Source organism: Massilia pseudoviolaceinigra (assembly GCF_030846505.1).
GTDB lineage: Bacteria > Pseudomonadota > Gammaproteobacteria > Burkholderiales > Burkholderiaceae_D > Telluria_A > Telluria_A violaceinigra.
Genome location: NZ_JAVCWL010000035.1, coordinates 1 through 13561, shown reverse-complemented (window position 1 = coordinate 13561; position 13561 = coordinate 1). Strand labels below are relative to the sequence as shown.

At 66.5% G+C, this 13561-nt stretch carries 13 protein-coding genes; 7 read left to right on the top strand and 6 right to left on the bottom strand.

What is annotated here, in order from left to right; genetic code table 11:
* Positions 1 to 3 precede the first annotated feature (3 nt).
* The 6 genes from ccoO to RBA40_RS27030 are packed head-to-tail and all read left to right on the top strand — an operon-like array spanning position 4 to position 3940.
* Positions 4 to 618, top strand: a complete 615-nt coding sequence (ccoO, locus tag RBA40_RS27055; protein ID WP_306622355.1) for a cytochrome-c oxidase, cbb3-type subunit II — start codon at positions 4 to 6, stop codon at positions 616 to 618.
* A 1-nt stretch (position 619) separates the two neighbouring features.
* The gene (locus RBA40_RS27050) at positions 620 to 802 is read left to right on the top strand and encodes a cbb3-type cytochrome oxidase subunit 3 (RefSeq protein WP_306651411.1); all 183 of its coding nucleotides are present in this window, start codon (positions 620 to 622) and stop codon (positions 800 to 802) included.
* Entirely contained in the window at positions 795 to 1739 is a 945-nt protein-coding gene (gene ccoP / locus RBA40_RS27045; RefSeq protein ID WP_306651409.1) for a cytochrome-c oxidase, cbb3-type subunit III, read from the top strand. The genes RBA40_RS27050 and ccoP overlap by 8 nt, the downstream gene beginning before the upstream one ends.
* Entirely contained in the window at positions 1736 to 3139 is a 1404-nt protein-coding gene (ccoG, locus tag RBA40_RS27040; RefSeq protein ID WP_306651407.1) for a cytochrome c oxidase accessory protein CcoG, read from the top strand. The genes ccoP and ccoG overlap by 4 nt, the downstream gene beginning before the upstream one ends.
* 19 nt (positions 3140 to 3158) lie before the next feature.
* A complete protein-coding gene (locus RBA40_RS27035) occupies positions 3159 to 3692 on the top strand; it encodes a FixH family protein (RefSeq protein WP_306651405.1) in 534 nt (177 codons plus the stop codon).
* 26 nt (positions 3693 to 3718) lie between these two features.
* Positions 3719 to 3940 (top strand): hypothetical protein, encoded by a 222-nt coding sequence (locus tag RBA40_RS27030; RefSeq protein ID WP_306622345.1) that lies wholly within the window; start codon positions 3719 to 3721, stop codon positions 3938 to 3940.
* A gap of 22 nt (positions 3941 to 3962) precedes the next feature.
* Here the strand turns inward: RBA40_RS27030 and RBA40_RS27025 are convergent, their stop codons facing one another.
* From RBA40_RS27025 to RBA40_RS27000, 6 genes are all read right to left on the bottom strand, one after another.
* Entirely contained in the window at positions 3963 to 5804 is a 1842-nt protein-coding gene (locus RBA40_RS27025) for a DUF4214 domain-containing protein (RefSeq protein ID WP_306651404.1), read from the bottom strand.
* Between the two features lie 191 nt (positions 5805 to 5995).
* Positions 5996 to 6763 carry a fumarate/nitrate reduction transcriptional regulator Fnr gene (gene fnr / locus RBA40_RS27020; protein WP_306651403.1) on the bottom strand — a complete coding sequence of 256 codons (768 nt, stop codon included), beginning with the start codon at positions 6761 to 6763 and terminating at the stop codon, positions 5996 to 5998.
* A 127-nt stretch (positions 6764 to 6890) separates the two neighbouring features.
* Positions 6891 to 8903, bottom strand: coding sequence for a cation-translocating P-type ATPase (locus tag RBA40_RS27015; protein ID WP_306651401.1), 2013 nt, complete (start codon positions 8901 to 8903; stop codon positions 6891 to 6893).
* A gap of 247 nt (positions 8904 to 9150) precedes the next feature.
* Positions 9151 to 10398, bottom strand: a complete 1248-nt coding sequence (gene rhlE1, locus RBA40_RS27010) for an RNA helicase RhlE1 (protein WP_306651400.1) — start codon at positions 10396 to 10398, stop codon at positions 9151 to 9153.
* 73 nt (positions 10399 to 10471) lie between these two features.
* The gene (locus tag RBA40_RS27005) at positions 10472 to 10603 is read right to left on the bottom strand and encodes a hypothetical protein (RefSeq protein WP_267876251.1); all 132 of its coding nucleotides are present in this window, start codon (positions 10601 to 10603) and stop codon (positions 10472 to 10474) included.
* A gap of 83 nt (positions 10604 to 10686) precedes the next feature.
* Positions 10687 to 11358, bottom strand: a complete 672-nt coding sequence (locus tag RBA40_RS27000; RefSeq protein WP_306651398.1) for a hypothetical protein — start codon at positions 11356 to 11358, stop codon at positions 10687 to 10689.
* A gap of 319 nt (positions 11359 to 11677) precedes the next feature.
* Here RBA40_RS27000 and RBA40_RS26995 point away from each other — a divergent pair, with 319 nt between their 5' ends.
* Positions 11678 to 13528: a DUF885 domain-containing protein gene (locus RBA40_RS26995; protein ID WP_306651396.1), complete on the top strand. Its 1851-nt coding sequence runs from the start codon at positions 11678 to 11680 to the stop codon at positions 13526 to 13528.
* Positions 13529 to 13561: the final 33 nt, after the last annotated feature.

Below are 13561 nucleotides of genomic sequence, written 5' to 3'. Positions count from 1 at the left end.
GCAATGAAATTTTCACATGAATTGATCGAGAAAAATCCCTGGCTGCTGATCGGACTGGTATTACTGGTCGTTTCCTTCGGCGGCCTGGTGGAAATCGTGCCCCTGTTCTTCCAGAAATCGACCACCGAGCCGGTGGCCGGCCTGAAACCGTATTCGGCGCTGCGCCTGGTGGGGCGCGACATCTATGTGCGCGAAGGCTGCTACAACTGCCACTCGCAGATGATCCGTCCGTTCCGCGCCGAGACCGAGCGCTATGGCCACTATTCGGTGGCCGGCGAATTCGTCTACGACCGCCCGTTCCAGTGGGGTTCCAAGCGCACCGGTCCCGACCTGGCGCGCGTCGGTGGCCGCTACAGCGACGAATGGCATCGCACCCACCTGGACAACCCGCGCGACGTGGTGCCGGAATCGAACATGCCCGGTTATCCGTGGCTGGCCAAGACCAGACTGGTGCCGAACGAAGTGATTCCGAAAATGCGCGCCCTGCAGCGCCTGTCGACGCCGTACTCGGAAGAAGACATCGCCCAGGCCCCGGCCACGCTGGCCGACAAGACCGAACAGGATGCCCTGATCGCCTATCTGCAGGGCCTCGGCATCCAGATCAAGACGAGGAACTGACATGGCAATCGAACATATTTTTGACAGCGCGAGCAGCATCATGACCGTCATCAGCTTCACCACCTTCCTCGGCATTTTGCTGTGGACCTTCGTCCTCAAGGGCGGCAAGGACTTCGAGACGCAGGCGGCGCTGCCGTTTGCGGACGATGCCGGCGACAACGCGGGGGAGAGCGGTCATGGCTGATTTCACCAGCGGTTTCTGGGACCTGTACATCATCGTCATCACGGTGCTGGCGATCCTCGGCTGCGGCGTGCTGCTGTGGTCCCAGTCGACCCACAAGGTCGAACCGGGCAGCGACGGCACCACCGGCCACGTGTGGGACGAAGACCTGACCGAACTCAATACGCCGCTGCCGCGCTGGTGGATGTGGCTGTTCTACATCACCATCGTGTTCGCGCTGGTGTACCTGGTGCTGTACCCGGGGCTGGGCAGCTACGCCGGCAAATTGGGCTGGAAGTCGAGCGGCGCCTACCAGGAAGAACTGGCCAAGGCCGATGCCGACTACGGTCCCCTGTTCGCCAAATACGCCAGCCAGGACATCAAGGCGGTGGCGGCCGACCCGCAGGCGCACGCGATCGGCGAGCGCATGTTCCTGACCTACTGCGCGCAGTGCCACGGCTCCGATGCGCGTGGCAACAAGGGCTATCCCGACCTGACCGACAAGGACTGGCTGTACGGCGGCGAGCCGTCGGTGATCAAGGCCACCATCATGAAGGGCCGTAACGGCATGATGCCGCCGATGGGCGCGGCGGTCGGCTCCGAAGCCGATATCGAAAACGTGGCGCACTACGTCAAGAGCCTGTCCGGGCTGACCGCCGATCCGATCAAGGTCTCCTTCGGCAAGACGAAGTTCGGCGCCTGCATCGCCTGCCACGGCGCCGGCGGCGTCGGCAACCAGGCACTGGGCGCGCCCAACCTGTCCGACAAGGTCTGGCTGTACGGCGGCAGCGCCGAGACGATCATGGAAACGATCCGCAAGGGCCGTACCAACACCATGCCGTCGTTCCACGAGTTCCTGGGCGAATCCAAGGTCCACGTGCTGGCCGCCTATGTATGGAGCCTGTCCAACGATGCGGCGCCGGCCAGCCTGGCGGCGGCGCCCGGGGTGGCGCAAAAATGACGCAGGCCACCACCAGGCCGGTTGTGATCCGGATGTACGCCGCGCGCGAGGAAATCTATCCGCGCGAAGCAAAGGGACGCTATGCCAGCTCGCGCTGGGCGTGCGTGTGGATCACCCAGCTGGTGTTCTATGGCTTGCCGTGGCTGAACTGGAATGGCCGCCAGGCCATCCTGTTCGACCTCGGCGCGCGCAAGTTCTACATCTTCGGCATGGTGTTGTGGCCGCAGGACTTCATCTACCTGGCGGCGCTGCTGATCATCGCCGCCTACCTGCTGTTTCTCGTCACCGCTATCGCGGGGCGGGTGTGGTGCGGCTTTGCCTGTCCGCAGACGGTCTACACCGAAATCTTCATGTGGATCGAGCGCAAAATCGAAGGCGCGCGCAGCGCCCGCATCCGCCTCGACCGCCAGCCCTGGAGCGCCGACAAGCTGGCACGCAAAACCGCCAAGCACCTGGCATGGGGCGTGGTGGCGCTGTTTACCGGCTTCAGTTTCGTGGCTTATTTCGCCCCGGTGCGCTCGCTGCTGTCGAATATCGGCGCCTTTGCGCTGGGACCGTGGGAATGGTTCTGGATCGGCTTCTACGCGTTCGCCACCTACGGCAATGCCGGCTGGCTGCGCGAGCAGGTGTGCAAATATATGTGCCCGTACGCGCGCTTCCAGAGCGCCATGTTCGACAAGGACACCCTGATCGTCACCTACGACCAGGAACGGGGCGAGCCGCGCGGCGCGCTCAATCCCAGGGCCACGGCGGAAGAAGCCAAGAAGAAGGGCGACTGCATCGACTGCAATATGTGCGTGCAGGTGTGCCCGACCGGGATCGACATCCGCAAGGGCTTGCAGTACGAATGCATCGGCTGCGCCGCCTGCGTGGACGCCTGCAACGGCGTGATGGACAAGATCGACCTGCCGCGCGGGCTGATTCGCTACTCGACCGACAACGCCATGGACAACAAGTGGTCGGCCAGGCGCATCGGCCAGCGCATTGTGCGTACCCGGGTGCTGATCTACACCGCGCTGCTGGCGCTGATCGTGGCCGGTTTCGGCACCGCGCTGGCGCTGCGCACGCCGCTCAAGCTCGACGTGATCCGCGACCGCGGCTCGATGGGGCGCGAAGTGGGCGACGGCATGATCGAAAACGTGTACCGCCTGCAGATCATGAATACCGCCGAAACCGGGCATACCTTCCGCATCAAGGTGTCGGGCATCGATTCGGTGCGCCTGGCCACGACCGACCAGGCCGTGCTCGATGGCGCCAGCACGCGCGCGGTACCGGTGCGGGTGCAGGTCGAGCGCAGCGCGGCGGCGCGCGGCTCGAACCACATCGAGTTCGAACTGACGGCGGTGGACGACCCGTCGCTCAGCGTGCGCGAAAAAGCCGTGTTCATCGCGCCAAAATAAAGCAAACAAGGAGACCCGCATGCAAACCGCCTCACCTCTGACTCCCTCCATCGGCCCGTGGTACAAGCACCGCTGGCCATGGCTCCTGATGCTCGGTCCCGCCATCGTGGTGGTGGCCGGCGTGAACCTCGGTTTCGTCGCCTACCGCGGCCAGGATGCGATGGTGGTCGACGACTACTACAAGAAGGGCAAGGCGATCAACCAGGACTTGCGGCGCGACCGCGTGGCCAGCGCCATGCGCCTGGCGTTCGACGCGCGCTATGATCCGGCCACGGAAAAGCTGGCCGGTACCCTGAGCAGCGGCGCACTGGCCTTGAGCGCGCCGTTCAGCATCCACCTGGCGCATGCCACCTTGCCGCAGAAAGACCGCAAGCTGGACGTGATTCCGGATGCGGCGGGGCGTTTTTCGGTGGCGCTGCCGCTGCTGGAACGGGCGCGCTGGCAGGTGGTGGTCGAGGGCGGCAAGCGTGACTGGCGCCTGGCCGCGGCCTGGCACTGGCCGCGCGAGCAGGCGCTGGCGATCAAGGCCGACGCTGCGGACCTTGCTCACTGACCGGGGGAGGGCAGATGCGACTTGCGATGAAAGTGTTGTGGCCCGCCTTCCTGGCGGCGATGCTGGCCGAAGGCTGCTTTTTTGCGCTGTTCGATCCGCGCGAGGCGCTGCATGTGGGCGACATCACGCTCTCGCCGATGGCGGCGTACACCATCGGCTTTTTCTTCTTCTGGACCTTTTGCGCGCTGGCCAGCGTGCTGACCTACTACCTGGTCGTCGTGCCGGACGATCCTCATCCGCCGTTCTAGGCGCGCGCCATCGGCCGTGCGGTCAGAACCAGGCTGGCGCCGCGGCGTCGTGCAGGCCCACCAGCGCCGCATAGGCGCCGTCGGCCGGCACCTCCATCATGCTCTTGACCGGCCCTGCTTGCAGAGCGCCGACGACGGCGGTCACGCTCTCCTGGTAAGAGATGACGTTGGTGTCGGCGGTAACGCCCTTGAGCAGCTCGCGCACGGCGTTCACCGCACTGGTGCCGGCATACGCGCCAGCCTTGTCTGCAGCGTCCAGCGCAAACGTAAAGTTGGTCGCCACGTCGACCTTCGCGGTGACCAGCGCCGCATCCTGCAAACCGGCCGGCGTTTTGTTGGCCATCGCGCCGGCGGTGATTGCGAGCGATGCATTGGCGCGCGTGAGGGCGCCGGAATCAATGGCCTGGGTCCAGTAATCGAGCCCGGCCTGCAACGGCGCGCGGTCAAACACGTTCTGGAAAATGGCTTTGACGAAGGCCGCGTTGTCGCCGCCGTACAGCGCTGTCGATTCGGCGCTTGAGCCGAACGAATCGATCAGCGTGCGCAATGGCGCACTGCCGACGTAGGCCGCATTCAACCCTTCGATCGTCTGCGGCGCTTTCAGCTCGACCAGGCGTTGCTGGAAGCTGGCCAGGCCCGCCACGTCGGCCGCGCGGCCGAAATAGCTGTAGTACAGCGACTGGGTCAGGCCAGCGTACTCCAACGCGGTGCTGTGGTTGGCGAAGGTGGCGCGCTCCACGTCGAACAGGATATCGCTGCCCTCGGCGCCCGTGGTGTCGACGATCATGTAATGGCCATGGTTCGAGATGATGCGGAAGCCGGAAACTTTGCCGTGGAACAGTGCGGTGTCGTTGCCAGCTTCGCCAGCGAGGATGTCGTCGCCGCCGCCACCGTACAGGGAGTCATTGCCGTGTCCCGCCACCAGCGAATCGGTACCGCCGTAGCCCGCCAACTGGTCATCGCCCAGGTCGACCTTGATGTAATTCGGGGCATTGTCGCCACGGATATCGTTGCCGTCGGCGGAATCCCTCATGTACTGCGAATAGCCGGGCAGGTCGGCGAGGCTGACGGTAATGTCGGTAAACCGGATGAACTCGATGCCGCTGAATTTGATTTGCGGATGGGACGACAGCGTATTCCAGTTGTAATGCCACTGTTCCGTGCTGTGGAAGCCGGCGGCGACGGCGTTGATGCGTACACCGCCGCTCGACACCGGCAGTACCAGGGTATCGATGCCACTGCCGCCGTCGACGATGGCACGCTCGCCCGCCACGAAGCCGACCGACATCACATCGTTGCCGGCGCCGCCGCACAGCTTGTTGTCGATGTTGGGCAAGCTGGAGGTGATGCTGTCGTTGCCATCGCCACCCAGGTAGCCGTCGGCGCCGCCGCCCGAGGCACGTTGGACATGGACATCGTTGCCGGCCGTGCCGTGGGCCTGGTCGTCGATGCGCACGGTCAGGTCCACGCGGCCAAGCAAGGTCGACGGATAGCCAGCAGCCTTGATGTAGATCCGTCCCGTTTGCTCGGCCAGAAAGCCCATGCGCGCGGTATTGAGGCCAGTGGTGTGGGTGCCTTCCTTCTCGTTGATCGGAAAGCCGTCGGCGTCGTACAGGAACAGCCACGGCCCCAATGCCGCGCTGATTTCAAAGTCGACCAGTTGGCCGGCCACCACGTCGAGGGCATAGGTGCCGCCGCTGGTCAGGAGCGTCCTGTCCCACGCGGGCGCGGTTCCCGCCGAAGTGCCGGTCCCGGGGACGTCGCTGAAAGCGGCGAGTACCTGCCGATCCGCCTTGATGAGATCCTCCGGCGCCAAACGGTGGCTGTGGTGCACCTGAGAAGTGAATGGGACGTAAATGGACATGGGCTCTACTTGCGGAAATTGATAATGAGATGGATGCATCCGTGGCGACGGCTACGCACCATGGCGGCGCCGCCTGCCGCTCCATCGCGCCGACGCGAGGGACGTGGCAAAGCCGGCGATTAAGCCTTGGTAATTGCCGTAAGTACACCGTTATAAGCAGGTGGAAATGAAGTTGCCCGCAGCGCCTTGGTTTATGCCATTGGGCTGCACTGCTCGGTGCCGGCGGCGAGCGCCTTGAGCATGGCCGGATCGAGCAGGGTCATTTCGCGCTTGTCGACACCGATCCAGCCCTGTTTCTTGAAGCGCGACAGCAGGCGGCTGATGCTTTCGATGGTCAGGCCGAGGTAGTTGCCGATATCCTCGCGCGACATGCGCAGCTGGAAACTGGTGGCCGAGTAGCCGCGCGCCGCGTAGCGTGCGGACAGGTTGACCAGGAACACCGCAAAGCGCTGCTCGGCTCGCATATTTCCCAGCAATAGCATGACATTTTGCTCGCGCGTGATTTCCTGGCTCATGATGCGGTGGAAATGGCGCAGCAGGGTGGGCACCTCGCCGAACAGTTCTTCCAGGCGCTCGAACGGGATCTCGCACACTTCGCTGTCCTCGAGCGCGACCGCGTCGCAATGGTGGCGGTCGGCGCTGATGGCATCCATGCCCAGCAGTTCGCCAGCCATCTGGAAACCCGTGATCTGCTGCTCGCCGCCGGCATTGACCTGGTAGGTCTTGAAGTGGCCGTAGCGGATCGCGTACAGATTGCGGAACGGTTCGTCCATCTGGTACAGGCGCTCATCGCGCAACAGGCGGCGGCGCTTGCCGATAATGCTGTCGAGACGGGTAATGTCGTCTTCATCGAGTCCCATCGGCAGGCAAAGCTGGTGCATGCTGCATCCCGCGCAGCTGGCCTTGAGCGCGGCGACGTTCAGCATGGCTGCGGGAACGAATGGAAGTGGCTGGGGCATAGGGGACTGACGTTTTGTGGCTTGATCCGTATGATACTCCAGTGGAACCTTGGCGCACAGGGCAATAGCGGTGCAGTTGCGGCATTTTCCCCAGTACAGATGGCAGAATGTCCACGGCGGCGTTGCATTATCTGCGCAGGCGTTGTGCAAGTCTCAACAGTGCTGGCCAAAGGACAAGGGATAGCCCGATGGCGGCGGCCGTTACCAGTTGCGCGGCACTTAATGGCGTGAAATGAAACACGGCCGCCAGCGCGGGCACGCAGGTGACGACGAGCAGGGCGGCGAGCGCGCCTGCGGCGATCATCCACCGCACCCGGTTCGGCCGGCGCTGCGCACCGTGTGCGAACATCAGTGCCAGGTTGGCGCCGACCAGCGCGCTGAAGGCAAAAGCGCGCGCCGCATCCGGCGCCAGCGCCGCCGACGCCCACAGCCACGCGGCGATGACGTGAGCCAGCGCCAGGGCGCCGTGCAGGCCCGCGCGCAGCAGGCCGGCGGCGCCGATGAGGGGCGCGTCGGGCCGGCGCGGCGGCTTGCGCATGCTGTCCGGATCGGGCGCATCGTTTTCGAAGGCGAGCGTGCAGGCCGGATCGATCATCAGTTCGAGGAACACGATATGCATCGGCAGCAGCACCACCGGCCAGCCGAACAGCACCGGCAGCAGCGCCATGCCGGCAATGCAGGCGTGGACCGACACCAGGTAACCCACCGCGCGCTGCATGCCGGCGAAAATCTGGCGCCCGGCGCGCAGCGCGGGTGCGTCGTTGACGCGGTCGCCGGTCATGCCGACGATGGCCCCGCCGGCCTTGAGCGCCTGCACGATGCGCAGCTTTTGCTCCGGCGCGATGCGCGCACACACCGTCACGTCGCCTATGAGGGCGCGCAGTTCGCGCGCCTTCCTCGCCGCCAGCGCGTCACCGGTCAGCAGCGCGCCCTCGGCCAGGCCGGCATGGCGCGCGATGGCTTGCGCGGTCGATGGATAGTCGCCCGTGATCATCACCACGCGGATGCCGGCCGCGCGCAGGGCCTGCACAGCGTCCGGAATGCCGGCGCGCAGCGGATCGGCCAGGGCGACCAGTCCGAGCAAGGTAAAGCCCAGGCGCGCCGGATGCGGCGGCCACTGCGCGCCATCCCAGCCGGCGCGCGCCACGGCCAGCACGCGCAGGCCGTCGCGCGCCATGTCGTCGGCCGTGGCCATCAAGGCCGCCTTGCCACGGGCGTCGAGGCGGCACATGGCGGCGATGGCTTCGGGCGCGCCCTTGGCCGCCACCGTGCAGGTCTCGGAGCCCGGGGCGCGCCAGGCCTGCAGCATGGCGCGCAGGGCCGGGCGCGGCGCCTCTTCGCGCACCAGGCGCCAGTCCGGGTGCAGCTGGTTTGACGCGGCCAATTCGCCCCGGGCCAGCCGCACCAATGCCTGTTCCAGCACGCGCTCGCGCGCCAGGCGCCACGCGCCCAGGGCCGGGAACACCACCAGCACGACGGCAAATTCTTCCGGTACCATCGCCATGGCCAGCACGATTCCGGCCAGGACGCCCTGCAGCCACTGGCCGCCGCGCAAGCCATGCAACAGCACCAGCGTCACGCTCAGGGCCAGTCCCAGCACCGCAAACAGTACGGTCAGGCGGCGTGTCTGGCGCTGCAGCGGCGGCGCTTCGGGCGCGAGCTGGCGCAGGGAAGCGCCGATGGCCCCGATGTGGCTGTGCGCGCCGGTGGCCGTGACGATCGCCGTGGCGTGGCCCGCAACGACCAGCGTGCCGGAAAACAGGCAGGCGCCGGCTTCGCCGTCGGCGCCGGCGGCCTTGTCCAGCGCCAGCGGTTCGCCGGTCAGCAGCGACTCGTCGACCCGCAATGCGTGGCCGCCCAGCAGGCGCGCATCGGCCGGCACGCGGTCGCCTTCGGCCACGATGATCAGATCGCCGCGCACGAGTGCCCGGCTGTCCAGGTGGCGACTGTGACCGTCGCGCACGACCAGCGCGCGCGGGCTGCCCAGCTCGCGCAGGGCGTCCAGCGCCCGTTCGGTCTTGTCTTGCTGATACAGGGACAGGCCCACGGTCAGGGCAGCCGTGGCCAGCAGGAACAGGCCTTCGTGCAGCTCGCCCAGCACCAGGTACAGCGCGGCGGCGCCGAGCAGCAGCAGGAACATGGGTTCGCGCGCGCTATCCCATGCCAGCTTGAGAAGGCCGGGGCGGGAGGCGGCCGGCAGCGCGTTGGGCCGTCCGCGGCCAGGCGGCGTGCGGCTTCGGCTTCGCTCAGGCCGCCATGGATGGCCGCCTCGTGCGCTGTGCTTGCCATGGGATTCCTGAACGGGGCGCCGGAGGCGGCGGATCGTTCAGGATATCAATGACTTACCCGCAAGGCTTGATGTGGCTCAAGCGTGTCCGGATCGGCGCCTAACGCGGGCGGAAGCGCACATCGACCGTCGAGACCTCGCCCGTGACCTTGGCTTTCTTCGGCTTCTTGGGCTTTTTCAGCACTTCGCCGGCGGTATTGGTCACCGGCACCCGGTGCTCGGGCGAGAAACCGGGCTCCTCGATGCGTTCCAGGGTCTGTCTGGTGAGGATTTCGATGGCGGCGAGCAACTGCACTTCATCCGCGCACACCAGCGAGACCGCTTCACCCGAGGCGCCCGCGCGGCCGGTGCGGCCGGTGCGGTGAATATAATCCTCGGCCACGATCGGCAAGTCGAAATTGACCACCTGCGGCAAGTCGTCGATGTCCAGTCCGCGCGCGGCCACGTCGGTGGCCACCAGGATCTTCGCTTCGCCCGCCTTGAAGCGCTCGAGCGCGCGCAATCTGGCCGGCTGCGGCTTGTCGCCATGAATCGAGTCGGCCGCGATGCCCTGCGCCTGCAGGGTCTCGACCAGCCGGTCGACGCCCTTGCGCGTCTTGACGAACACCAGCACCTGGCCCCAGCGGTGCTTTTTCAGCAGATACAGGAACAGTTCCGGCTTGCGCTTCTTGTCGACCGGCACCACCCACTGGCGGATGCGCTTGACGGTGCTGTTGCGCGGGCTGACCTCGATGCTCAGCGGATCGATCAGCAGCTTGCCGGCCAGCACGCGGATCTCATCCGAAAAGGTGGCCGAAAACAGCAGGGTCTGGCGTTTTTTCGGCAGCGCGGCGAACACGGCATCGAGCTCGCGCGAAAAGCCCAGGTCCAGCATGCGGTCCGCTTCGTCGAGCACCAGCGTGTCGAGCTGGTCGAACTTGACCGCGTTCTGGCGGTACAGGTCGAGCAGGCGGCCGGGCGTGGCCACCAGCACGTCGAGGCCCTTGCGCAGCTTCATCATCTGCGGATTGATGCTGACGCCGCCGTAGGCGACGTGGGTGCGCAAGGGCAAGCCGGCGCCGTAGGCCCGGAAACTCTCGTGCACCTGCTCGGCCAGCTCGCGGGTAGGCACCAGCACCAGCACGCGCACGGCGTTGGCGCTGACCTGGCCCCGCAGGGTCAGGCGCTGCAGCAGGGGCAGGGCGAAGCCGGCGGTCTTGCCGGTGCCGGTCTGGGCGGCGGCCATCATGTCGCGTCCGGCCAGCACGGCCGGAATGGCTTGCGCCTGCACCGGGGTGGGGGTGCTGTAGCCGAGCGCGTCCAGCGTGCGCACGAGGGGATCGATCAGACCGAGGGAATCAAAAGACATGGGGAAGCGACCTTGCAGCAAAAGAACAAGGGCGTAGTTTACTCTGTCCGGCGCCGGCCGGGGCGCAAAAGCCCTAGCGCGTGGCGCTCACGGCGGCCGAGACGGTCGGCTTGGTCGGCTCGTGCTTGTCGCCGCAGGCGGCCACGGAGAGCACGAGCATGCAGCAGGCGGCGAGGGCCGCGAGCGGGTGAAAGCGTGGTTTCATGGCGCACCCCTGTTAAAAGGACAATGCTACCCAAAACCACGCCGGGGCGGCGCGCTATTGCGAGACGCTGTCGCGAAGCGCTGTTAAAAGCGGTAGCTCACGCCGGCGCGCAGCACCGGATACACCTTGTAGGCCTGGACGTCGGCTTCCATCTTCACGCGCTCGACGGCCACATCGCGCGCCAGCTGGGTGCAGGCGGCGCCGGTGGCGGTGCAGCCAGACTGCACCAGGCGGCCATTCGGATGGCCCTGCCACAGTGCGCCCACGTCGGCGCTGAACTGCCACTTCTTGTCGGTGCTCAAGGCATTGCCCCAGCCCACGCCGAGGTAGGGCGCGCCCTTGTTGTACTCGATGCCGCCATTGAGAATGCCGACCTGGCTGGCCGCGTAGGTCTTGCCGTTGATGTTGTAGTTGCCGTTGGAATCCTGGCGCGCCACCATGCTGACCTTGTTACCGTTGTACACCACGCCGCCGGTCAGGCGGAACGGGCTGTTATCGATCAGGTGCCAGTCGAACAGCACGTCGATGTTTTGCAGCTTGGCCTTCATCGTGTAGTGGACGGTGCTGGCGGTGTCGTTGTACTTGTACTGGAAATAGCTGGCGCCGAAACGGGCGTTCAGTGTTTTTTCCATCGGGAAAATCAGATGGGCGCCGACGCCGGTGGTGCCGACTTCGGCGGTAACGGCGATCTGGGCTTGCGCGCTGGCGGCCAGCAACAGGGCGGCGGCCGCCAGGACGGTATTCTTGATGTACATGCAATGACCTTTGACGAATGACTGGGGGATGGCGGCATTGTACCGGCTCAGGCCGACGGCGACATGCTCGGGCATCGTGGCCCGCCATGCTACTCCAGTCGGGGCCGCCAAGCCAGTCCCGAAAGGTAAGCAGTTGTCGTTTTTTGTCGCCCGGCCGGCCCGGCGCGGATCGCCTGGGAATGGCGTTTCGCCTGTATTGACGGGCGCCGTTGCGTGCCGGGATGGTGGTTTCCGGGCCCGATCCATGATAAATTCTGTCGCAGCCGGCTGCAGCCCGTCGGCAACACGTCCCACGAACCGATTTTCCGGAGATTCCCGCATGCCTGTCCCGTTCCAGCGCGCCGTCGCGCCCCGTCTGATCGCCGCCCTGGTGGCCTTGTCGCTTGGCGGCGCCGCTGTGCCGGCGCTGGCTGCCACGGCGAGTGCCGGTGCCAGCGCCGCCGCGGGGGTGGAAAAGCGCGACGGCGCCTTCGACAAATGGGCCGACGGCTTTGCCGCCGACTGGGTGCGGCTGTCGCCCCAGCGCGCCACGGTCGACCAGTATTTCAGCGGCGCCGAACAGCAAGCCCTGGACCGCCAGCTCACCCCCCTCACTGTCGCGCACCGCGCCAAGTATGCGGCGCTGGCCAGGGCGGGGCTGGCGCGGCTCGACCGCTTCCTGGCAGGGTCGCTCGACAGCACGCAGCGCGTGTCGGCCGAGACCATGCGCTGGTCGCTGGCCAACAACCTGGCCGGCGAGCGTTTCGAAGACCATGCGTTCGTGTTCTCGCAATTCGGCGGCACCCACATCTCGCTGGTCAGCTTCATGAGCGCGGCGCACCCGATGCGGCGCGCGGCCGATGTCGACAGCTACCTGGCGCGCCTGGCGCAGATTGGCGAACGCATGGACCAGGCCAACGCGCGCACCCGCGCCGCCGCCGCGCGCGGCTTGCTGCCGCCGCGCTTCATCCTCGAGCGCGCGCAGGGGCAGGTCGACGCCTTCCTCAAGCCGGCCGCCGACAAGAACGTGCTGGTGCTCTCGCTGGCCGAGCGCAGCACCGCCCTGGCCGACCTGACGTCGGCAGCGCGCGCCGCCGCCATCGACAAAGCGGCGGCCATCGTCGGCAAGAGCGTCCTGCCGGCCTACTCCAGGACCCAGGCGCTGCTGGCCGAGCTGCACCCCAAGACCGGCGACGGCGCCGGCATTGCGCGCCTGCCCGACGGCGCCGCCGCGTACAGCCATGCGCTGGCCACCTTCACCGGCACTACCCTGAACGCGGCCCAGATCCACGCGATCGGGCTGCGCGAAGTGGCGCGCATCGAGGGCGAGATGGACCGCCACCTGCGCCAGTTGGGATTTACCGACGGCAGCATCGACGCGCGCATGAAAGCGCTCGACAAAACCTTCCAGCCGGCGGCCGAACCCGATCCGCGCGCGGCGATTCTCTCCAGTTACGCGGCCATGGTGCGCGACGCCGAACAGCGCAGTGCCAAGCTGTTCAACCTCAAGCCGCGCGCGCCGGTCGAGGTGCGACGCGAACCGCCGCTGACCGAGGGCAGCGCATCGGCGCACTACAGCCTGCCGGCGCCGGACGGCAGCCTGCCCGGCATCTTCTGGGTGCCGCTGCGCGGGCCGGCGTTCGACATGATCCGCATGCGCAGTCTCGCGTATCACGAAGCGGTGCCGGGGCACCACTTCCAGCTCGCCATCCAGCAGGAACTGAGCGGCCTGCCGGCCTGGCGCACGCAGCGCATTTTTAGCGGCGGCAGCGCGCACTCCGAAGGCTGGGCGCTGTACACCGAGCGGCTGGCGGTGGAGCAGGGCTGGTACGAAGGCGACGTGCCGGGTTTGCTGGGCGCGCTCGGTTCGGAACTGTTCCGCGCGCGCCGGCTGGTGGTCGACACCGGCTTGCACAGCAAGGGCTGGACGCGCCAGCAAGCGATCGACTACGGCATTGGCGCGGCCGAGGTGGAGCGCTACGTGGTGTGGCCGGGCCAGGCCTGCGCCTACATGCTGGGCATGCTGCGCATCCTCGAACTGCGCGAGAAAGCGCGGCTGGCGCTGGGCGAGCGCTTCACCTTGCCGGCTTTCCACGACGTCATCCTCAAAAACGGCTCGGTGCCGCTGGACGTGCTCGGCAAGATCATCGACCAATGGATCGCCGACCAATCCAAGGCCGCCGCAACGTGAATATTTCCTAACCGGGGTCAGTCCCCCCCCACA

Coding starts and splice junctions, on each gene's coding strand:
- ccoO (WP_306622355.1), top strand. CDS start 4: ATGAAATTTTCACATGAATTGATCGAGAAAAATCCCTGGCTGCTGATC.
- RBA40_RS26995 (WP_306651396.1), top strand. CDS start 11,678: ATGCCTGTCCCGTTCCAGCGCGCCGTCGCGCCCCGTCTGATCGCCGCC.
- ccoP (WP_306651409.1), top strand. CDS start 795: ATGGCTGATTTCACCAGCGGTTTCTGGGACCTGTACATCATCGTCATC.
- RBA40_RS27050 (WP_306651411.1), top strand. CDS start 620: ATGGCAATCGAACATATTTTTGACAGCGCGAGCAGCATCATGACCGTC.
- rhlE1 (WP_306651400.1), bottom strand. CDS start 10,398: ATGTCTTTTGATTCCCTCGGTCTGATCGATCCCCTCGTGCGCACGCTG.
- ccoG (WP_306651407.1), top strand. CDS start 1,736: ATGACGCAGGCCACCACCAGGCCGGTTGTGATCCGGATGTACGCCGCG.
- RBA40_RS27035 (WP_306651405.1), top strand. CDS start 3,159: ATGCAAACCGCCTCACCTCTGACTCCCTCCATCGGCCCGTGGTACAAG.
- RBA40_RS27025 (WP_306651404.1), bottom strand. CDS start 5,804: ATGTCCATTTACGTCCCATTCACTTCTCAGGTGCACCACAGCCACCGT.
- RBA40_RS27005 (WP_267876251.1), bottom strand. CDS start 10,603: ATGAAACCACGCTTTCACCCGCTCGCGGCCCTCGCCGCCTGCTGCATG.
- RBA40_RS27000 (WP_306651398.1), bottom strand. CDS start 11,358: ATGTACATCAAGAATACCGTCCTGGCGGCCGCCGCCCTGTTGCTGGCC.
- RBA40_RS27015 (WP_306651401.1), bottom strand. CDS start 8,903: ATGTTCCTGCTGCTGCTCGGCGCCGCCGCGCTGTACCTGGTGCTGGGC.
- RBA40_RS27030 (WP_306622345.1), top strand. CDS start 3,719: ATGAAAGTGTTGTGGCCCGCCTTCCTGGCGGCGATGCTGGCCGAAGGC.
- fnr (WP_306651403.1), bottom strand. CDS start 6,763: ATGCCCCAGCCACTTCCATTCGTTCCCGCAGCCATGCTGAACGTCGCC.